Annotated in this window: 18 protein-coding genes; 5 read left to right on the forward strand and 13 right to left on the reverse strand. The window is 59.0% G+C overall.

Annotation, left to right across the window (positions count from 1 at the left end):
- The first annotated feature begins 132 nt into the window (after window positions 1-132).
- From QD409_RS17265 to QD409_RS17285, 5 genes are all read left to right on the forward strand, one after another.
- The gene (locus tag QD409_RS17265; RefSeq protein ID WP_092854665.1) at window positions 133-1,116 is read left to right on the forward strand and encodes an arabinose ABC transporter substrate-binding protein; all 984 of its coding nucleotides are present in this window, start codon (window positions 133-135) and stop codon (window positions 1,114-1,116) included.
- Between the two features lie 71 nt (window positions 1,117-1,187).
- Window positions 1,188-2,693: an L-arabinose ABC transporter ATP-binding protein AraG gene (gene araG, locus QD409_RS17270; RefSeq protein ID WP_092854667.1), complete on the forward strand. Its 1,506-nt coding sequence runs from the start codon at window positions 1,188-1,190 to the stop codon at window positions 2,691-2,693.
- A 16-nt stretch (window positions 2,694-2,709) separates the two neighbouring features.
- Window positions 2,710-3,666 (forward strand): L-arabinose ABC transporter permease AraH, encoded by a 957-nt coding sequence (araH, locus tag QD409_RS17275; RefSeq protein WP_167668064.1) that lies wholly within the window; start codon window positions 2,710-2,712, stop codon window positions 3,664-3,666.
- A gap of 107 nt (window positions 3,667-3,773) precedes the next feature.
- Window positions 3,774-4,550, forward strand: a complete 777-nt coding sequence (locus QD409_RS17280; protein ID WP_092854671.1) for a FadR/GntR family transcriptional regulator — start codon at window positions 3,774-3,776, stop codon at window positions 4,548-4,550.
- Window positions 4,551-4,862: 312 nt separating this feature from the next.
- Window positions 4,863-5,369, forward strand: a complete 507-nt coding sequence (locus tag QD409_RS17285) for a hypothetical protein (protein WP_092854673.1) — start codon at window positions 4,863-4,865, stop codon at window positions 5,367-5,369.
- Window positions 5,370-5,456: 87 nt separating this feature from the next.
- On the opposite strand, the gene QD409_RS17290 is transcribed toward QD409_RS17285, so the two are convergent.
- The 13 genes from QD409_RS17290 to QD409_RS17350 form a co-directional block, all read right to left on the reverse strand.
- Window positions 5,457-6,362, reverse strand: coding sequence for a LysR substrate-binding domain-containing protein (locus QD409_RS17290; RefSeq protein ID WP_430763214.1), 906 nt, complete (start codon window positions 6,360-6,362; stop codon window positions 5,457-5,459).
- 75 nt (window positions 6,363-6,437) lie between these two features.
- The gene (gene argH, locus QD409_RS17295) at window positions 6,438-7,826 is read right to left on the reverse strand and encodes an argininosuccinate lyase (RefSeq protein ID WP_092854677.1); all 1,389 of its coding nucleotides are present in this window, start codon (window positions 7,824-7,826) and stop codon (window positions 6,438-6,440) included.
- Between the two features lie 48 nt (window positions 7,827-7,874).
- On the reverse strand, window positions 7,875-9,236 hold the full coding sequence (locus QD409_RS17300) for an MmgE/PrpD family protein (protein WP_430763215.1): 1,362 nt from the start codon (window positions 9,234-9,236) through the stop codon (window positions 7,875-7,877).
- The gene (locus QD409_RS17305; RefSeq protein WP_092854681.1) at window positions 9,226-10,125 is read right to left on the reverse strand and encodes a polysaccharide deacetylase family protein; all 900 of its coding nucleotides are present in this window, start codon (window positions 10,123-10,125) and stop codon (window positions 9,226-9,228) included. Before QD409_RS17305 ends, QD409_RS17300 begins: the two co-directional genes overlap by 11 nt.
- Window positions 10,122-10,994 carry a polysaccharide deacetylase family protein gene (locus QD409_RS17310; RefSeq protein ID WP_092854683.1) on the reverse strand — a complete coding sequence of 291 codons (873 nt, stop codon included), beginning with the start codon at window positions 10,992-10,994 and terminating at the stop codon, window positions 10,122-10,124. The genes QD409_RS17305 and QD409_RS17310 overlap by 4 nt, the downstream gene beginning before the upstream one ends.
- Before the next feature lie 131 nt (window positions 10,995-11,125).
- Window positions 11,126-11,956, reverse strand: a complete 831-nt coding sequence (locus QD409_RS17315; RefSeq protein WP_092854685.1) for an ABC transporter substrate-binding protein — start codon at window positions 11,954-11,956, stop codon at window positions 11,126-11,128.
- 38 nt (window positions 11,957-11,994) lie between these two features.
- The gene (locus QD409_RS17320) at window positions 11,995-12,756 is read right to left on the reverse strand and encodes an amino acid ABC transporter ATP-binding protein (RefSeq protein WP_092854687.1); all 762 of its coding nucleotides are present in this window, start codon (window positions 12,754-12,756) and stop codon (window positions 11,995-11,997) included.
- Window positions 12,756-13,643 (reverse strand): amino acid ABC transporter permease, encoded by an 888-nt coding sequence (locus tag QD409_RS17325; protein ID WP_245298144.1) that lies wholly within the window; start codon window positions 13,641-13,643, stop codon window positions 12,756-12,758. The genes QD409_RS17320 and QD409_RS17325 overlap by 1 nt, the downstream gene beginning before the upstream one ends.
- A 398-nt stretch (window positions 13,644-14,041) precedes the next feature.
- On the reverse strand, window positions 14,042-15,112 hold the full coding sequence (locus QD409_RS17330; RefSeq protein WP_092854690.1) for an ABC transporter ATP-binding protein: 1,071 nt from the start codon (window positions 15,110-15,112) through the stop codon (window positions 14,042-14,044).
- Between the two features lie 15 nt (window positions 15,113-15,127).
- Complete coding sequence (locus QD409_RS17335) at window positions 15,128-16,648, reverse strand: DUF5060 domain-containing protein (protein ID WP_092854692.1); 1,521 nt, start codon at window positions 16,646-16,648, stop codon at window positions 15,128-15,130.
- Window positions 16,649-16,678: 30 nt separating this feature from the next.
- A complete protein-coding gene (locus QD409_RS17340; RefSeq protein ID WP_092854694.1) occupies window positions 16,679-17,560 on the reverse strand; it encodes a carbohydrate ABC transporter permease in 882 nt (293 codons plus the stop codon).
- On the reverse strand, window positions 17,557-18,456 hold the full coding sequence (locus QD409_RS17345; RefSeq protein WP_092854696.1) for a carbohydrate ABC transporter permease: 900 nt from the start codon (window positions 18,454-18,456) through the stop codon (window positions 17,557-17,559). The genes QD409_RS17340 and QD409_RS17345 overlap by 4 nt, the downstream gene beginning before the upstream one ends.
- Window positions 18,457-18,548: 92 nt before the next feature.
- Window positions 18,549-19,802: an extracellular solute-binding protein gene (locus QD409_RS17350; protein ID WP_092854698.1), complete on the reverse strand. Its 1,254-nt coding sequence runs from the start codon at window positions 19,800-19,802 to the stop codon at window positions 18,549-18,551.
- Window positions 19,803-19,928 lie beyond the last annotated feature (126 nt).

Consider the following 19,928-nt stretch of genomic DNA (forward strand, 5'->3'; position numbering starts at 1 on the left):
AATGAGTTTTGGCTGCCTGTGGCGCAAAGCCGGCATAAATAATCATACATAAATGTTGACTGGTATGATGTTTTTTCATATTCACACTTTGCTGCCGATCAATGGCAGAGCCAAATTTCAGGGAGAGAGACCATGCGCTTTATCAAAGCAGCGATCCTTGCGGGCGCGTTTGCCGTTCTGGCCGCCGGCTCGGCCCTTGCACAGGATGTGAAGATCGGATTCATCGTGAAGCAGCCGGAGGAGCCGTGGTTCCAGGATGAGTGGAAGTTTGCCGACCAGGCGGCCAAGGAGAAGGGCTTCACACTTGTCAAGATCGGCGCCGAGGATGGCGAGAAGGTTCAGTCGGCGATCGACAATCTCGGCGCGCAAGGTGCGCAGGGCTTCATCATTTGCACGCCGGACGTCAAGCTTGGCCCCGGCATCGTTGCTAAGGCCACGGCCAACCAGCTGAAGCTGATGACCGTCGACGACCGTCTGGTGAACGCCGAGGGCAAGCCGCTCGAAGATGTGCCACATATGGGGATCTCCGCCACCAAGATCGGCGAGACCGTGGGGCAGGCGCTTGTCGACGAAATCAAGAAGCGCGGTTGGGATATGAAGAATGTCGGCGCGATCCGCGTTTCCTACGATCAGCTGCCGACGGCCGTCGACCGCGTCGAGGGCGCGATCTTGGTTCTGAAGGCCGCAGGCTTCCCGGCTGCGAATATTTATGATGCGCCGCAGGCAAAGACCGACACGGAAGCAGCACTCAATGCCGCGACCACGGTTCTCAACAAGCATGCCGATATCAAGTACTGGGTCGCCTTCGGTCTCAACGACGAAGCCGTGCTCGGCGCCGTCCGCGCATCGGAATCGGTCGGCATACCCACTGCAAACATGATCGGTGTCGGTATCGGTGGCGCGGATTCGGCGATCAACGAGTTCAAGAAGCCTGCCGCAACCGGCTTCTTCGGCACGGTCATCATCTCGCCGAAGCGCCACGGTTACGAGACTGCGCTCGATATGTACGGCTGGATCGCCAGCAATAAGGAGCCGGCGAAACTGACGCTGACCTCCGGTTCGTTGGCGTTGCGTGGCGATTACGAGAAGGTTCGCAAGGATCTCGGCATCGAATGATCATCCTGTCGGGGTGATCTCCGTCCCGGCGGCTACATCGCTGCCGCCGGGCCTTTCTCGATGGAGCAATCATGGCTTTCCTTGAATTCAAGGGCATTTCCAAGGGCTATCCTGGGGTCCAGGCACTGTCCGACGTCTCTTTCGATGTCGAAAGGGGTGCGGTGCATGGTCTGATGGGCGAAAACGGCGCCGGCAAGTCGACGCTGATCCGGGTTCTTTCCGGCGATCAGGCAGCGGATGCGGGCAGCATCGTCATCGATGGTGCGGAACAGAACTACAGTTCCGTCCGCGATGCCTTTCATGCCGGCGTTATCGTCATCCATCAGGAGCTTCAGCTGGTGCCGGAGCTGACAGTCGCCGAAAACCTCTGGCTTGGTCGCTTCCCCGGCAAAGTCGGGGTGATCGACGGCAGGACGTTGATCGAGACGGTGCGAGCGAAATTGAAAGAGATCGGCATCGATGTCGATCCCGCAGCCAAGGTCTCGTCGCTTTCGATCGGCGCCCGCCAGATGGTGGAGATCGCCAAGGCGGTCATGGTCGAAGCGCGTGTGATCGCACTCGACGAGCCGACCTCGTCGCTTTCCTCCCGAGAAAGCGAAATCCTATTCTCCCTGATCGACCGATTGAGAGCCAACGGCACGGTCATCCTTTATGTTTCGCATCGCCTGGATGAGATCTTCCAGCTTTGCGACAGCCTCACCGTGCTGCGCGACGGCAAACTCGCGGCGCATCATCCGAATATCGCCGATACGACGCGAGAGCAGATCATCGCACAGATGGTCGGCCGCGAGATCAACAATATCTGGGGCTGGCGCGAACGCCTGCTTGGCGAGGTGCGTCTCGAGGTCAATGGGCTCTCGGGCTCCAAGCTGCGCACCCCCGTCAGCTTCTCGGTCCGCAAGGGAGAAATTCTGGGCTTTTTCGGTCTCATCGGTGCCGGCCGCAGTGAGATGGCCCAGCTTCTCTACGGTGCCGATCATCGTCATCAGGGCAGCGTCTCGATAGACGGCATCGCCGTCGCGCCGAACAACCCGCAGGCTGCCATCGGCGCCGGCATGGTTCTTTGCCCCGAGGACCGCAAGTTCGACGGCATTATTCAGGGGCGGTCGGTCGAGGAGAATATTGCCATTTCCTCAAGACGGCATTTCTCGCCGTTCGGCATCCTCAATCTGAAAAAGGAGGCCTCTGTTGCCGACCAGTTCATTGCCAAGCTCAGAGTCCGGACGCCCTCGCGCCGACAGGATATCGTCAATCTTTCGGGCGGCAATCAACAGAAGGTCATCCTCGGCCGCTGGCTTTCCGAACAGGGCATCAAAGTGCTTGTCATCGATGAGCCGACGCGCGGCATCGATGTCGGCGCTAAGTCGGAAATCTACGAAATCCTCTACGAGCTTGCCGCAGGCGGCATGGCGATCGTCGTCATTTCCAGCGAGCTTCCCGAAGTCATGGGTATTTCCGATCGCATCATGGTCATGTGCCAGGGCCGCGTTGCCGCCAATGTCGTGCGCGCCGATTTCGACGAACGGGCCATTCTGACCGCGGCCCTGCCAGACAAGAATGCCGCCGGCACAATCTAATTCGGGAACGATAGTGATGAACTCGTTGAAAAAAATTCTCCTCGGCGAACAGGGCCTCGTGTTGATCTTTGCGATCGCCTTCGTGGTCGTTTCGCTCTTCGTTCCGAGCTTCCTGACGGAGCGCAACATGCTCGGCCTGTTGCAGTCGGTGGTCACGATCGGCATCGTCGCCTGCACCATGATGTTTTGCCTCGCCTCGCGCGACTTCGACCTGTCGGTCGGCTCGACCGTCGCCTTCTCGGGCATGATCGCCGTCATGGTGTCCAATTCCACCGGTTCGATTCCGCTTGGGCTCGTGGCAGCCCTGATCTGCGGCAGCGTCGTCGGTGTCGTCAACGGCGTCGTCATCGCCAAGTTCCGCATCAATGCCTTGATCACCACGCTTGCCACGATGCAGATCGTTCGCGGTCTCGCCTTGATTGCATCGGACGGTCGCGCCGTCGGCATCAATGATCCGGCCTTCTATCAGCTGGCGCTTTCGCGCTTCCTGACAGTGCCGACGCCAATATGGATCATGATCCTGCTGTTCATCGTCTTCGGCTTCACCCTCAATCGCACCGTTTTCGGCAAGAATACATTGGCAATCGGCGGCAATCCCGAGGCGTCGCGCCTTGCCGGCGTCAATGTCGTCAACATGCGGATCTGGATATTCGCCTTGCAGGGGCTTGTCTGCGCCATCGCGGGCATTCTGCTGGCCTCGCGCATCACGTCAGGACAACCGAATGCGGCAACAGGGCTCGAGCTGTCCGTCATCTCCGCCTGCGTGCTCGGCGGTGTGTCTCTCGCAGGTGGCCGCGCAGCAATGACCGGTGTGATCGTCGGCGTCCTCATCATGGGCATCGCTGAGAATGTGATGAACCTGCTCAACATACAGGCCTTTTATCAATATCTCGTGCGCGGCTGCATTCTGCTGATCGCCGTTCTGCTTGACAATCTGCGCTCGTCAGCGGCAGGGCAACGCGCACGCTCATGACGATCAGATTCCTTGGGAGAAGTTTGCCGGGCTTGCAGTTGCGCATTGATGCCTGGGCGTGGCGCCACTCATGATCGCCACCGGGCCAGCGGAAGGGAGTGCAAGTGATGAGTACGCGTTTGGGGTCTTTACGGACGACGCACGGTCGGGCCACGCCCGAGCAGGGAAGGCGTACAGTGCGCGAGGAACTGTTGAAGAAGCTCATCGGGCAGATCGTCTCGGGCGCCCTTGCCGAAGGTTCGATCCTTCCCAATGAAGCCGAGCTTTCCGAGGTCTATGGCGTCAGCCGCACCAGCCTGCGGGAGGCTATGCAATATCTCTCGGCGCTGGGAATGGTTCGCTCGCGTACCCGCGCAGGCACCACGGTCCTGCCGCGGGAGAACTGGAACTATCTGGACCCGCTGGTTCTCGACGCCACTCTGGCGCTCAGCAACGACCGGAGCTTCTACGATTCCCTGCTCGATGCGCGGCAGGTGCTGGAGCCCGCCGCCGCCGCGCAAGCAGCCGCCAACGCTACTGCAAAGCAGCTCGCGCGGATCGCCGAGGCATTCGAGGACATGGTCGCCGCCAATGCCCGTGACAACGAGGCGTGGAGCCAAGCGGACCTGGAGTTTCACACAGCTATTATCAATGCCAGCGGCAACTGGGTGTTTCGCCAATTTGCCACCGCCATCGGGGCAGCCCTGCTTGCAAGTTTCCGCCTGACCAACCGGGCCAGCCAGTCTCATGAATATGCCATCGCGCGGCATCAGGATGTTCTGGACGCGATCCGCATGCGCCGTCCTGATGCCGCCCGCTTTGCCATGGAGCAACTGATCGGAACGGCTAGAATGGAGCTGAGCGACGCTCTGCGCGCCGCCAAGCCAAAGGAACAATCGGATTAGACCCAGGCCTTGTTGCCGGTTGCCGGAAACGGGATCGATCAGCTTGCTTTGAAGGGAGCAGCTTTGCGGTGTGAGCGGCCCTCCGAGGCGGCAGGGATGATGCCTGCTATGGTGATGCCAATCGAGATTGGCTTGACGGGTGCACATTGTGCACTGAGATCGAACTCTGCTCCAGGCTTTATCAAACTCGACTCATGATGTTGCCATCATACGGCTATTCTGTAGAACGTTCTGGCAGACAGGTGCCAAGGCACTTTGTTGCCGTGAAGCATGACAATCCGTTTGATGACGAAACAAAAAGAGACATACATAATGGCGAATTTTCTGGAGAAATGGTCTTCGAAGAAGGCTGACAAGCCCAAGACCGGTATGCGCAGTGCCATCGACACCTTCCGTGGAAGAATAGCAGAACAGAAGGCCTATCTCGAAGAGTTCGAGCGCGATGCTGCTGGCTTCAATAAGTGGCGTTCGACCTGGTTTCAGCGCGTGCCCGGTGGCTTTGGCGTGACCATCGGCCGAGATGCGGTCAATGCGGGAGAGGGGCTGAGCTACATCGTCGTGGAAACGGTGAGCCAAGTTGCCGAGTTTCTGGATGACCTTGCCCAGCATGCGGAGAATGACGTCGCCTTTCAGCAGGCACTCGAGGAAAACCGCCTGCGTCGCGCAGCCCTGCTGAATGCGGCCAAGTCGAAGGTGAAGGCGCCTGCATCGAGGCCGGCCGCTTCGAAATCCGCGTCTATCAAGACGGCCGGTGCCAAGGCAGCGGCGGCAACGACGGATGCCGACAAGCCGAAGCGTGGCCGCAAACCACAGGCTTAACAGACACAAGGAGAGAAGCTCTTTGAACGTGCTCCTCTCCTAATAACTTAGTCTTGCAAGAGCGCCCCACAAAAATGGGGCTCTCATTCAGTCCGAATTCGCGCTGACGGCCTCAAGCCAGTCCGCAAAGGCACGCACCTTTTGGCGCGCTTCCGCCCGGGCCGGCCAAAGCGCGTAGTAGCCGTAACCGCTATCGATGATCCGCTCAAAGGGCGCAACCAGCTCGCCGCTTTGCAGATCCTGCCGCGAAAAGGCGAGATCGCCCATCGTCACCCCATAGCCGCTTGCAGCCGCCGTCATCGCGAAGTCCTGCGTGTCGAAGACCTGATGACGAGAAGCCTGGAAGGAATAGGCGCCTTCAGCCTGCAGCCAGAGCGTCCAGTCGCTATGACGTGGATTGGAGTGCAGCAGGACGCAGTCTTGCAGGTTCTTCACCTCAGGCGGATCCCCAAGCTTGAAAAGGAGTTGTGGGGAACACATCGGCGTCAGCCGTTCATGTAGCAGCGGCAATACATCCATGCCGGGCCAATGACCGTTGCCGTAGGTAATGAGCATGTCGATATCGCCAACCGAAAAGGTGGGCCGCAGGAACCATGCGGTGTCGATATTGATATTCAGATCTTCATGATGGCTGTGGAGATCGGGTAGTCGCGGGAGGAACCATTTTCGTGCGAATGTTGGCGGCATGCGGACAGTCAACGAACTCACCGTCATTCGCGTTGCCTCGAACGAGGTCTTCAGCGACGCAAGAAGGCTGTCGACGATCGGGATCAGCGCCATGCCGCGCTCCGTCAGCGCCACCTTGCGGGTATGGCGCTCGAACAGGCTGCAACCGAAATAATGTTCGAGTTGCTGGACCTGCCTGCTGATGGCGCTTTGGCTGAGATTGAGCTCGGCCGCCGCCGCCGTGAAGCTGCCCGTTTCCGCGACGACGGAAAAGGTTTGCAGCGTTTGCAACGGCGGCAACCTGTTATGATCGAATCTCGGCTCCATCCCTTATCCGGCTTCCCCGCTGCTGTTGGAAGCCACAAGCTTTAAAGCATGCAGATTGAATGGCAACCGATACGCTCAGGCGATCGTTAGCCGCGCCGCCTGAGCAGCCTCCTTGACCCGGCGTGGTGAAGTTCCGCCCTTGTGATCGCGGCTGGCAACCGATCCCTCAACCGTCAGCACCGCAAAAACGTCCTCGCGAATGGATGGCGCAAAGGCCTGCATGTCAGCGAGCGAAAGCTGCGAGAGCGTCGGCAGCGCCTTGTCGCGCGCCGCGCCGACGATCGCTGCGACGGCGTGGTGAGCATCGCGAAACGGCAGTCCGGCGCGCACGAGGTAGTCGGCAAGGTCGGTTGCTGTCGAATAGCCCTGGTTGGCGGCTGCCAGCATCTTCTCATGCTTCACTTTGATGGTCGCAAGCATCTGGGCCGTGACGCTGACGGCCGCACGGACGGTTTCGAAAGTGTCGGTCAGCGGCGGCTTCGATTCCTGTTGGTCCTTGTTGAATGCAAGTGGCTGGCTTTTCATCAGCGCCGCGGAAAAGGCAAGGTTGCCGATGACACGAGCGGCCTTGCCGCGCACCAGTTCCGCCAGATCGGGATTGCGCTTCTGAGGCATGATCGAGGAACCGGTGCAGAACTGATCGCCAACTTCGATGAAATCGAACATCGGTGTGCACCACAGGATGACCTCCTCGCTGAAGCGTGACAGGTGCCCCATGATCACCGCACCGGCGCTGCAGACGTCGACGACATAGTCGCGGTCGGAAACGGCATCGAGGGAGTTGGCAAAGGACCCCGAAAAGCCGAGCTGAGAAGCACTGTACTCGGGATCGATAGGATAGCCCGTGCCCGCCAGTGCGGCGGCCCCAAGTGGCGAGACATTGAGCCGTTCGCGGGCGGCACCGACGCGATCGAGATCCCGCCTGAACATTTCGGCATAGGCCATCATGTGATGACCGAAGGTGATGGGTTGGGCGACCTGCAAATGCGTGAATCCGGGCATGATCGCATCGGCATGGTTTTCCGCAAGATCAACGAAGGCGCCAATCAGCCTCTTCAGATCGTCCTTCAGCAGATCCAGCTGTTCACGCGCATAAAGGCGGATATCGGTTGCCACCTGGTCGTTGCGCGACCTGGCAGTGTGCAGCTTCTTTCCTGCATCGCCAATCAGTGCCGTTAGCCGGTTTTCGACATTGGTATGAACATCCTCGAGTTCAGGCTTCCATTCGAAGGCGCCGGAACGCATTTCGTCGGCGATCTGATCGAGCCCGGTCTGGATGGCGGCATTCTCTTTGGATGTAATGATGCCGGCGCGCGCCAGCATTTTGGCATGAACCTTGGAGCCTGCAACATCGTGTAGTGCTATGCGCTTGTCCTGATCAAGGCATTCGTGAAAGCTTTCGAAGTCCCTCGAAACCGCCTCTTTGAACAGCGGGGACCATGTGGCTTCTTTCTGGTTTCTCATCTCGGTCTTCCCTTTTGCACGGATGCCGCCCTTCCTCGGCCGCATCCTTTATTGAAGCAGCGCAGGCAGGCTGCGGGCATCGATCTGGTTTTCAAGGTCGAGGACAAAGTCCTTAAGGGCATCGATCCTTGTGGCCGGCAGCACCATTCCGGCAAGTGCGGCATACTTGCCGACCAGCCGTTCGTCGCTCAGCGGGTTCTGTGGCCCGCCCAAGGGGAACTCGACGACAAGCCGGTGCCGCTCGCCAGCGACGGTCACAATGGTGATGGCCGGTTCGTCCTCATCCTTCATCGCCGGATCGATGCGGACGGAGATGCGATCCATCAACGGGCCGATCTCCGCTGCAGACCAGGCAGCCTCTTCCAGCTCCGCAAGAAAAACCTTGCCGTAACGCAGCCTGGCAGCCAACGCGTAGGGCAGGCTCATCTGCGCCTGCGCGCGAGACTCGATGACCTTGCCGCCGCACATGCCATATTGGAAACCGCTGATATCCACCTCGATGGCCGCGATGTCACGGGTTGTGAGATCATGATGCTCAAGCAGCAAATCCAATGCATCGATCCCCGCATGCGTGCCGCGGCAGGTGGCGTGCGGCTTGATGGAGCATCGGTTGAGCCGCCAAGAAAGTCCAAAGTCGCGGACAAGGGCCTGCGGATCATCTTTGCCCGCGCCGAAGGTTGCGAAGAAACTGCCCCAGCGTCCCGCCTCGAAGACGCTGTCTGGACCTTCGAAGCCCTGCCTTGCGAGATAGGCGGCCATGAGCCCGCCTTCGGCGGCGCGACCGGCATGAAGTTTTTTGGTTGAGCTGCCATTATGGATGAAGGCCCAGGTTCCTCCGGCAAAGGAACTGGCCGAACCAAGCGCGGACGCCATGGCAGTTGCCTCGAGGTTCAACATGCTGCCAACGGCGGCGGCTGCGCCGAATGCGCCGCATGTGCCTGTCGAGTGCCAGCCGAGACCATTATGCTCTTCGTATCCGCCGAGCGCTTCAAGCACACGACGGCCGACTTCATAACCAAGCAGGACACTGCACAGGAGTTCACGGCCACTGAGCTGCCGATCACGATCGCCTAGTGCTGCGAGCACGGCGGGCAGGACGACAGCACCGGAATGGTCGCAGCCGCCGCTGTCGTCAAGCTCGTAGGCATGGGCTGAGACGCCGTTGACGAATGCCGCAGTCCTTGGGTCCGACATGATTGGCCGTCCCCAGACGGGCGAAAGTCCGGTTCCTGCTCGAAGTCCAAGTACCTCGACAACGGCATCGGTCTCGCGGGACGCTGAACCGGCGATCGCGGCGCCAAGCGTATCGAGAATATGAAGCTTCGCCTTGTGAATGGTCTCAAGGGGAAAGGCATCGAAGCTGGTCGCACAGACCAGCTCTGCCAGGATGCGTGCCAGATTATCGCTCACCGGCCTGCTCCTCATCGACATAGGCTTCGTAAACATTGATCGGATGATCGCTGGGTGCCGCGGTACCGTTGCGGGCGTGCCAGCGCGCAACCTCGGCGGCCGTCGTCAGCCATATGTCGCCGAAACTGTTGATGTGACTAAGCAGCGCTTCAACGAGCGCGATCCTGCCGGGTGTGCCGGTCCATTCCGGCCGAAGCTGGAGGACGTAGCAGAGACCGTATTTGCGGTAGGCATCGAATTCGGAGATCCAGTTGCCAAGGACCGCCTCATAGGAGGGGATGCGCCCTTGGCCCTTCGGAAAGGCCGGGGTGAAATTGAACTGGAAGTAGGGCCGGTCTTCAAGTTCGTTATGAACCGGAATCTCCACCAGCGACGATGCATGGCTATAGGGCAAATCGTCGCCGTTCAGCGATGCCGACCAGGAATAGCCTGCTTGGAGAAGCAGATGGTCAAAGTGACGCGGCCAGTTGCCGGCGGGGAGCCGGAAGCCGGAGACTTCATTCGAAGCGATCGCGCCCAGCGTCTCGCGGCTGTGCCGGAGAAGATCGAGCGCTGCGGGTACCTGCATAGTATCGTAGCGCTCGAAATCCCAGCCATGGCTTTCGATATCATGCCGAGCCGACACGATATCGCGTAGCAGCGGAGCGTGCTTTTCAGCAACAGCGCCGGGCACGAACCAGCTCGCGGATACGTCGGCATCAGCAAATGCATTACATAGGCGTTCCACGCCCCGCGCTGCGCCGTATTGCCAGACCGAAAAGCTCTTGTTGCGCCCCGTGAGATCGGGTGCCTGAGCAATCGCATCGCGCCCATCTGCGAAGATCACCGAGACGATCGCGGCGCATTTCTTGCCCTGTGGCCAGACGGCTCCGGAAGCTATACTGGTCATGCGGCATTCTCCGGATGTTGCGCGATCCACCATTTTGCGATTTCGGCGCAATGCGTCGCCCAGACACTGTCGCCATGGGTCGTGATCGTTTTGAAGAGGCCTTCGAGGATCGCAAGCCGGCCGGGCTTGGCGCAGACCTTCGGATGCAGGATCGTCGTCCAGCAGAGCCCTTCGCGGTGATAGCCTTCGAATTCGGCGCACCAGTTGCGTTGAACATCGGCGTAGCCGGAAATCCGGTCGAGACCGATCGGGAAATCAGGGTCCTCGCTGTAGGCAAGGGCGGTGTAGTCGTCGATGTCCCAGCGACCTGGAATCTCGACCAGGCCGCGGCCGCGAGAGGTGGTATGAAAATAGGGCCGGTCGTCACCGCGCATCGAACTGGAGTAGATCACGCCGAACTCGTGCAGCAGTTCGGCCGTCTCTTCGCTCCAGTCGCCAGAGGGAGTGCGGAAGCCGACCGGCGTCACTCCCATGTGGCTGCGGAAAATCTCACGGGAGCGGCCCATAATGTCGAGCTGCTGCTGTCGGCTGCAGTCGATGAAGACCTCGTGATAATGGCCGTGATAGGCAATTTCGTGGGCATCCTTGAGGATGCGTTCGCACTGCGACGGCCAATGTTCCACCACCCATGTCGGGACGAAGAACGTCGCCTTGAGATCGTAGTCGCGCAGGAGGTCGAGAAGCCGCGGCAGGGCCCGCCAGGGGCCATAGGCGCCTTGGGTGAAATAACGCGGATTGGACAGAAGCGATCCGTCGAGCATCGCGTCGCCCGTCGGGCCGTCGACGTCGAAGGCAAGCGCCACCGCCGACTGCCGACCTGCCGGCCACAGAGGAGGTTTTGCCGTCCTGGTTGCAGTCTTCGTGATCATGGAACTCTGTATGCGTCTTGAGATGTGTTTAGGGCGCAATCACCCGTCCGCGAGTGCTTGCACACCTCGGCTGAATGTTGCTTCCATTGTGTAGGGAAGCGCCGCTCTTGAGGCGGCGCTTCTTATAGAGGTTACTTGACGCCGTTCACGACGGCCTTCGGAACGGCATTGTGAACGAGACCCCACTTCTTGAGGATCTGATCATAGGTGCCGTCCTTGATGAGAGCGTCGAGTGCTCCGGCAACTGCATCGCGAAGTGCCGTGTTGTCCTTCTTGAAGGCCATGCCGAACGTGTCGTTGCTGAGCAGGGGATCGCCGACCAGCTTGTAAGTGTCTGGCTCGACATGCATTTGATAGGCAATCGTCTCGATGCCCTGTACGACAGCATCATAGCGGCCCTGTTTCATCCCGAGACGGGCAGCGTTCGAATCTGCTGTTCCCTCGAACTTGATGGCTGGCTTGCTCTTCGCCTGGCAATTGGCCGCGCTCCAATCCTTGACGTTATCGCCGAAGGACGTGCTGCGGCTTCCCGCGACCGTCTTGCCGCAAAGGTCGCTCGCCTGCTTGTAGGTGTCAGCATTGGCTTTGACAGTAAACAGGATCGGGCCGCTGGTAATGTAGTCGACGAAGTCCATGCTTGCTTGACGTTTCACATTGTCGCTCATGCCGGAAATGATCATATCGGCACGGCCGGTCTGGAGACCGCTCTGCAGCTCCTGGAAAGCCGAGGTGACCAAGACGGTCGTCAGATTGAGCTTCTTGGCGATCGCATTTGCCAGATCGACGTCAAAGCCGTCGATGGTGCCGCTGTCCGGATTGACGAATTCCATCGGCGGATAGATCGGGTTCGTCAGGATGCGCAGCTCGCCGTCCTTGAGCAGGTTCAGGTTGGAATCCGCCGAGGCGGCGGTCGCAGCGAGAGACAGCAGGGCCGCCGAAACGGCGAGACGAATGGGCTTCATGAAATTCTCCTCTGATGATCGTTCTTCAGGTTTTGTTGTTAAAGCACCGCAGAGATGAAGTTCTTCACTCTGGGATTCCTGGGGTTTTCCAATATGTCGCTGGCCGTCCCGGTCTCGACGATCATGCCGGCGTCCATGAAGACGACACGATCCGCGACCTCGCGGCAGAAGCCGATCTCATGCGTGACGACGATCATCGTCGTCCCGGAAGCGGCAAGCTCCTTCATCACACCAAGGACTTCGCCCACAAGTTCGGGATCAAGGGCCGAAGTGGGCTCATCGAACAACATGGCTTTTGGCTTCATTGCGAGCGCGCGAGCGATCGCAATGCGCTGCTGCTGGCCGCCGGAAAGTTCGCCCGGATAGGCGCCGGCCTTGTCGGCCAGTCCAACACGTTGAAGAAGCGCGCGCGCCTCGGCGATGCACTCCTGCCGCGGCCTTCTCTGCACGCCGACCGGGCCTTCGATGATGTTTTGCAAGACGGTGCGATGCGGGAAGAGATGGAACTTCTGGAAGACCATGCCGACGGCTTGGCGCTGGCGGGCGATCTCGCGATCCGGCAGCGGAAACAGCCGGTTGCCGTCGCGGCGGTAGCCCGCGATTTCATCCTCGACCGTGACATAGCCGGCATCGATCTGTTCGAGCTGGTTGATGCAGCGCAGGAAGGTGCTCTTGCCCGAACCGGAAGGGCCGATGATGCAGACGACCTCGCCCTTCCTGATCTCGAAATTAATGTCCTTCAGGACGTGAAAGGTGCCGAAATACTTCTGCAGCCCATGTGCCTTGATGATCGCGTCCATCAGCCAGCCTCCCCGACCAGAGCCTGATGGGTCGCATGCTGTGCGCCGGCATCACGCCGCCCCCAGCCCTTGGAGAAATGCCGTTCGATGTAGATCTGCGCGATGCTCAGGATGGTGACGGCGACCATGTACCAGATAGCGGCAACGATCAGCAGCTCGATGACGCGCGAGTTAACGTAGTAGATGTCTTCGACGCTCCTCAGCACCTCGGAATACTGGATGACGCTTGCGAGCGACGTCAGCTTGACCATGCCGATGGTCTCGTTGCCGATCGGCGGAACGATGACGCGCATGGCCTGGGGCAGGACGATCTTCAGCGTTGCCCGCAGCTTCGTCATGCCGATCGACTGGGCGGCTTCCATCTGGCCCTTGTCGATCGACAGGAGACCGGCACGCACCACTTCGGCGGTATAGGCACCCTGCTGGATTCCCAGACCGAGAAGTGCGGCAACGAATGGTGTCATCACATCGACGGTGCGCACCGAGAGCAGCCCCGGAATACCTATCCTCGGGAAAATCAGGGCGAGGTTGAACCACAAGAGCAGCTGCAGAAGGGCCGGTGTGCCGCGGAAGAGCCAGACATATCCGATGGAAATATTGCGCAGAACCGGATTGTCCGACATGCGCATGATGGCTGCGATAACGCCAAGAACGATACCGACGACCATGGCACAGAACGTCATAATGATCGTGTTGGAAACACCCGACAAAATGGATTTGGAGAAGAGATTCTCCGAAACATATTGCCAGGCGATGTCGCCTTGCCAGAAGGCCCTCGCCAGCAGCAAAAGCAGCACGATGCATATGGCAGCCATGATTTTGTTGCCAATTTTTCGTGGCCGCACAATTTGGAGCTTATCAAGGTCAAGGAGAGCTGAGTTATTCACGAAGTTGTTCCCTGGTATCGAATTTGAGTTCGATCTTTTAATTTGGAGGGAGCTTACGCCGCGTTCAGATTTATCCGCAAACGACATTTGGACATGGAATTTATGCGATGTTTGCATAAATTGATGTCGAGGTGCCGATGTGATGTCAGCCTTGCGATTTGAAGTTGTCACGCCCTTGTGGGCTCGAGAACGAGCTGCGGCTCCTATTGAACTCCGCTAGCTGTCCGCAGAGAGATTGATCCGTATTCTCTCCTACTCTCGTGCCGCGAGAACAGCGCCACGCGAGCGCACCGCCTCCTATCCGCCACGGCGCAAAAACGACATCAGGAGCCCTCCATATCCCGTCGAGATATGGAGGGCTCCGATTTGTTCATTGCGGCCTTGCCTTCTAGGCCGGGCTAGGCGTCCAGACGCTGATGGGTCCGCTGGTCGAAGAAGTGAGCCTTGGGGGTTTTGAAGGAAAGCTTTACGCGCTGGTCGGGAACAAGCTCGACACGGTCGCGGACGACCCATGTTAGTTCCCTGCCTTCGACCTCAATGGCCACATGGGTTTCCGAACCGGTTGGCTCGATCACTTTCACGACTGCGTCGACGCCATCCTCGTCGCCGAGCGCTATGTCCTCCGGCCGGATTCCGAGCATCAAAGGCCTGCCCTCCGACGCGCTTGGCGCTCGCGAAAGCTTTATCCGCGAGCCGCCTGGCAAGCTCAATGCTGGACCACCGGCGTCCTGTAGAGATCCCTCGAGGAAGTTCATCGCTGGCGATCCCAGGAAGCCTGCAACAAACGCGTTCTTGGGCCGGTCGTATAGTTCGAGAGGGCTACCGATCTGTTCCACTCGACCGCCCTGCAGCACGACGATCTTGTCAGCCATGGTCATGGCCTCGATCTGATCGTGGGTGACATAGACGATCGTGGTCTTCAGCCGCTGATGCAGCGCCTTGATCTCAGCTCTCATCTTGACGCGTAGCTTGGCATCGAGGTTCGACAGAGGCTCGTCAAAGAGAAATACTTTCGGATCTCGAACGATGGCTCGGCCCATCGCGACACGCTGCCGCTGGCCGCCGGATAGCTGTGCGGGTTTCCGTCCCAGCAGAGGCTGCAGGCCCAGGATGGATGCAGCCTCGCCGACTTTCCTGTCGATTTCCGGCCGCTTCACTCCGGCAAGCTCCAGGGCGAAGCCCATGTTCTGAGCAACCGTCATCTGCGGATAGAGCGCATAGTTCTGGAAGACCATCGCGATGTCGCGATCCTTCGGCTGGAGGTTGTTCACGACCCTGCCGTCGATGCTGATCTGGCCAGCGGATATTTCCTCAAGGCCGGCAATCATTCGCAACAAGGTGGACTTGCCGCAGCCGGAGGGGCCGACAAGAATGACGAACTCGCCGTCGGCGATATCGACATCGACGCCGTGGATGATGTCGACCGAGCCGAAGGACTTCTTGACGTTCTTGATGTTCAATCCAGACATTTCAACTCCTCTAGACTAGCGCTGTCTGCGGACCCGTAGAGCCTGATGCGGCTTGCGTGGAATGACCACGCCGAACGCCGCATCCGGCTTTCCGCCGCGCGTTACCGCACCATGACGCACGGGATGGGTAACCGGAGCCTTGACCCTCTCGGCGGGAGTGATGGCCATTTCCCAGGTGTCGATGATGTCGACGTCATAATTATCGTCGTCCATTGGCAGGCCAGACGACCAAATAATCGGCTGATGCTCGCCGAAGTAAATCAGCCGGAAGTCGCCATCCCCGTCCCGTGCCCCCGAGACGCGCGACCATGGCCATTGGGTGACCGGGCCGATCGGATCCAGGCCGTTCTTGACGTCCGCATCGAGAAGACCACGGAGGAAGCCGATCCGCTTCCAGGCTTCGCCGTGAAGTTCGCCACCCTTCGCCCACCAGATCAGGTCCTTAGGGTGGGAGTAGGTTTCGCCGTGGCCGATGTAGCCACCGCGGGTGACCGTGATCCAATAGCGGTGGACCAGTTCTTGCGCACTCAGATTACCCCAGGACTCCAGAATGTCTCCTTCGTACTCAGGTTCGTCATTTACAACGGGCTTGCCATAGGTCTCACGCCATTCCTGGGTGCGCTTGACGTCGGGATTCTGGATGCAGGTGTGGGTCACCCACGGCTTGCGGTGGTCGTAGTTCGAGTTGACGTCACCATTGTGGATCGATCTCAGGTGCTGGTACGGATCATTCTCCTCGAGGATGTGGAAATAGCGATCCCACTGCGTCATGGGCTTCGTGTCGATCAGGAAGTCGTATTCATTGGCAAGCGACCACCAGACGTTTCGATAGGCCGACAGACGGGCTGCGAGATAGGCGACATAGCGATAGTCCTGCTCCGCAGACATGTCGGCATAGCCCCACCGGTCATACGGATGAAACATGATGATGTCGGCTTCGATCCCAAGGGTGCACAATGCAGCGACTTGCTGTTCGAAATGCTGGAAGAGGACCGGGTTCGGCCGATCGAAGTCTTCCTTGCCGTCGGCACTCTTTTCGAAGCAGGCGTAAAGCGGCTCGTTCACATTGTACGGGTAGTCTTTCGGGAAGACGCCCATTCGGATCTTGTTGAAGCGCGTTTTCGCCAGCGTCTCCAGTGTCTGCTTCTGCATGTCGAGCGGCTGATGTGTCCAGGCGTAGCAGGTCGTCCCAAAGGAGAAGAACGGCGTTCCGTCGGCGTAGGCGAAGTGAAACTTGTTGCGCACGCGAACCGGCCCACGATTGCCGGAGGAGGGTGCCGTTGCCACCACAGAGCCAGTCTTGCCATCCAGTGCTTCTGTCGCGGAGCGCGTTCGGAAAGTCCATTCGCCTTCAACGTCAGGCATGAACCGTACACGGTATGTCCCGTTGCCGTCGTAAAAGCCCGGAACGCAGACCTCCCGGCTCTTGTGGGTGAACACGGCATCGAACGCCACGTCGAGATAGGGATTTCCGTGCGAAGGCCCTTGGAAGGAGGCCTCGAACATGCCCCATTTTTCGACAGCTGCATTAGACATTGAATTCTCCTCGTAGAAATTCTTCTGGCCTTAGCCTTTGACCGCGCCGGAGGTGAGGCCGGACACGAAGTAGCGCTGGAACATCAGGTAGACGATGGTGGCCGGCAGGACCGTCATGACGATCGCGGCATTGAGCTGGCCGTAATTGCTTGAGAACTGCCCCTGGAACGACATGAGACCCAGCGGCAGCGTCCACATGTGCTGGTCTTGCAGCAGCACCAGCGCCATGGCGAACTCGTTCCAGGTCGAGACGAAGTCGAGAATGAGCAGAGCCGCAAGAACCGGAAGGCAGACGGGCAGGAAGATCCGGCGAAAAATCGTGAAGTGCGTTGCGCCGTCGATCAGCGCTGCTTCCGACAGTTCCTTCGGAATTCCCTTGAAGAACCCATGCAGGATGAAGACCTGGTAGGGGACGCCGAAGGCGATGTAGGGAAGGATGACCCCCGGATAGGTGTCGATCAGCCCGAACGAATTCACCAAAGTGAACAATGGAGCGAGCATGACCTGGAAGGGGATCATGGTTCCGAAAACGACGAGCAGAAGCAGTAGCTTGCTGATCCTCAATCTGATCTTGGCGAGCGCATAGGCTGCCATGGCCGAGAGCATCAGGCCGAGCGGCACTTTGATAACCGTGATGATGACGCTGTTGAGGAAGGAATTCGCAAAGTTACCGCGGCTCCAGGCGCCGCTATAGTTGTCGATGGCGAGTTCGGTCGGCGGCATGAATGCTCCCGTGCCGGTGATGGCAGCCGGCGTCTTCAGCGACGTGAACACGATGAAGACGAAGGGCGCGACCCAGATCAGGGCGACCAGCACGAGCGTGATCCACAATGCGATGAGTACGGGGTCACGCTTTGCGGATGAGGCTTGCGTGTCCGCGTGGGCGATGGTTTCGGTTTGAATGGCTGTCACGCTTCCGTCTCCTCGTGCTTTTGGGTCCAGCGCAGGTAGGGGATGACGATCGCCATCGTGATGGCCAGCAGGACGACCGATATCGCGGCGCCTCGGCCAAAATCGAAGATCTGCATTGCTTGCGTGAAGGCCCAAAGTGCGAGCATCTGCGTCGATTGTGCCGGTCCGCCGCCGGTAAGGCCGTAGACAATGTCAAAGGCCTTGAGCGACGAGATGATTGAAAGCACCAGCACGATGGTAACGGTCGGACGCAGCGCGGGAAGCGTCACATGCTTGAAGACGGCCCAACGGCCGGCGCCATCGATGCGAGCCGCCTCCACGAGGGTTTGGGACACGTTCTGAAGGCCCGCAAGGAAGAGAACCATCGAAAACCCGACCGTCTGCCAGAGGTAGGCGATGAAGACCGAATAAAGCGCGATGTCCTTGTTACCAAGCCAATCCTTGATCCAGCTCTGCAGGCCCCAGTTCGTCAGCAACTGACTGAACAGACCAAAAAACGGGTCATACATCCACTTCCACATGGTCGCGACCGCGATCGGCGCGATGATAACCGGGAGGTAGAAGATCGCCCTGAGGCCGTTGCGGCCGAAAATCCTCTGATTGAGGCTAAGAGCCAGCATCAGACCCACCATCGGGGGGAAGACCAGGCTCATCAGCGTCCAGATGACGGTGTTGCGAAAGGCCACCCAGAAAACCGGGTCCCTCGTAAAGATCGCGGAGTAGTTTGCAAGCCCGACAAACTGGCGCTGGGGATCCAGTCCGTTCCACTTCTGGAAACTCAGCAGGACGACGTTGAACATCGGGTAAAGGGCGAAAACGGCGTAGATCGCCAGAGCCGGCACAAGCAGAATGAACGCTTGCACACGCGGGTCATGTGTCGATTGCTTGATGGACATGCTCTCCTCCAGGCAGCGGATGGCCACTGCCAGTTCTGCGAAACGAACCAGCGAGCCGACCGACAGATCGATCGGCTCGCGACTTGGGAGGACTAGGTTCGGCTCGAAATAAATGCCTGCAACTGTTTCGGTGCATCGGCCGGTGCGGAGTTGCCGGCAGCGACGTCGTTGATGACCCGGAAGTATTCGGTCGTAACGTCAAGCGGGAACGCCTGGTCGCCATTCATATAGACCTTGCCGTAGGTCTTGAAGATATCCAGCCATTTCGCCTCGAGCGGCTTCTGGTTGGTGTATTGAACATTCTTGTTCACCGAGATCGCGCTGATCTGCCCGACGAGGTCCTGCTGCACTTTGGTCGACAGGAAGTAGTCGAGGAACTTGGCGGCAAGATCGGGGTTTTTGCTCTTGGTGCTGATGTAGTTGTACTCGGCAAAGCCATAAAGGCGGTTGGTGTTCGTCGGGAACGGGAAAATGCCGTAGTCGTCGAGATTCGCGCCACTGCCGCTGAGCTGGCTCACCAGCCAATCGCCTTCGAGCATCATCGCAGCCCGCCCCGCCGTAAACAGGCTGTAGGACTGCTTGTTGTCGATTCCCATGAAAGGCTGGAGCGTGTAGTCCTTGGTCCACTTGGCGAATTCGGTAAAGGCGTCAGTCGCGCAGGGCTGCTTGGTCCAATCGACCTTCATTGCCATGAGCGCGTCGTGTTTCTCAGCGCCGCACTTCGTCTCAAGGATAACGTCCATAAGACGCATGACATGCCAGTTGACGGTCCCACCGAACGTAAAGCCGGGGATACCCGCAGCCGTCAGCTTTTCAGCAGCGGCGAGCAGTTCCTCATAGGTCTTCGGCTCCTGGGTGATGCCGGCCTTCTGGAAGAGCTTCCTGTTGTAGTAGACCGCTTCGCCCTTGAATGTGAACGGGACGCCATGCTTGCCGCCTAGGTAGAGATCGGCAAAGGCGGAGGCAGAGGGAAGCAGCTCGTCGTTCCATTTGTACTGGGTGTAGTACTTGTCGAGCGGCAGCGAGAGGCCCGCCTTTACATATTCGCCGCCGAGGCCGAGCCCGGCCCAGCTGAAATAGATATCCGGGCCCTTGCTGGAACCCGCCGCTACGCGAAGTGCGGTCTTGTGCTCGTCAACGGCGCGCTGAACAATTTCGACGTGCGCACCGGGATTGGCAGCCTCGAAATCGCTGGCCACCTTTTTCAGAGCGCTATTGGCTGCGTTGTTGTCGAAATTCAGGGTCCAGAGAGTGAGATTGTCGGCCATCCCCGGCGTTGCTGAGAGAGCGGCAACCGTCAGCGCAGCGATGCTCACAGATTTCAATTTCGCGGTAAACGTCAGCATTACCATCCTCCTCTTGTAAAGCTCAGGTCTTTTTGCAGATAGTCGTCGACATGTCAACTGGTATAACAAGGTAGTCAGCATACATTGCGGATAGGCAGAAAAGACCTGAAAGGCAAAGCACGCACT

Source organism: Rhizobium sp. BR 315 (assembly GCF_050577975.1).
Lineage (GTDB): Bacteria > Pseudomonadota > Alphaproteobacteria > Rhizobiales > Rhizobiaceae > Rhizobium > Rhizobium miluonense.

Coding starts and splice junctions, on each gene's coding strand:
- QD409_RS17345 (WP_092854696.1), bottom strand. CDS start 18,456: ATGTCCATCAAGCAATCGACACATGACCCGCGTGTGCAAGCGTTCATT.
- QD409_RS17310 (WP_092854683.1), bottom strand. CDS start 10,994: ATGATCACGAAGACTGCAACCAGGACGGCAAAACCTCCTCTGTGGCCG.
- QD409_RS17320 (WP_092854687.1), bottom strand. CDS start 12,756: ATGGACGCGATCATCAAGGCACATGGGCTGCAGAAGTATTTCGGCACC.
- QD409_RS17335 (WP_092854692.1), bottom strand. CDS start 16,648: ATGTCTAATGCAGCTGTCGAAAAATGGGGCATGTTCGAGGCCTCCTTC.
- QD409_RS17350 (WP_092854698.1), bottom strand. CDS start 19,802: ATGCTGACGTTTACCGCGAAATTGAAATCTGTGAGCATCGCTGCGCTG.
- QD409_RS17280 (WP_092854671.1), top strand. CDS start 3,774: ATGAGTACGCGTTTGGGGTCTTTACGGACGACGCACGGTCGGGCCACG.
- araH (WP_167668064.1), top strand. CDS start 2,710: ATGAACTCGTTGAAAAAAATTCTCCTCGGCGAACAGGGCCTCGTGTTG.
- QD409_RS17305 (WP_092854681.1), bottom strand. CDS start 10,125: ATGACCAGTATAGCTTCCGGAGCCGTCTGGCCACAGGGCAAGAAATGC.
- argH (WP_092854677.1), bottom strand. CDS start 7,826: ATGAGAAACCAGAAAGAAGCCACATGGTCCCCGCTGTTCAAAGAGGCG.
- araG (WP_092854667.1), top strand. CDS start 1,188: ATGGCTTTCCTTGAATTCAAGGGCATTTCCAAGGGCTATCCTGGGGTC.
- QD409_RS17265 (WP_092854665.1), top strand. CDS start 133: ATGCGCTTTATCAAAGCAGCGATCCTTGCGGGCGCGTTTGCCGTTCTG.
- QD409_RS17330 (WP_092854690.1), bottom strand. CDS start 15,112: ATGTCTGGATTGAACATCAAGAACGTCAAGAAGTCCTTCGGCTCGGTC.
- QD409_RS17315 (WP_092854685.1), bottom strand. CDS start 11,956: ATGAAGCCCATTCGTCTCGCCGTTTCGGCGGCCCTGCTGTCTCTCGCT.
- QD409_RS17285 (WP_092854673.1), top strand. CDS start 4,863: ATGGCGAATTTTCTGGAGAAATGGTCTTCGAAGAAGGCTGACAAGCCC.
- QD409_RS17290 (WP_430763214.1), bottom strand. CDS start 6,362: ATGGAGCCGAGATTCGATCATAACAGGTTGCCGCCGTTGCAAACGCTG.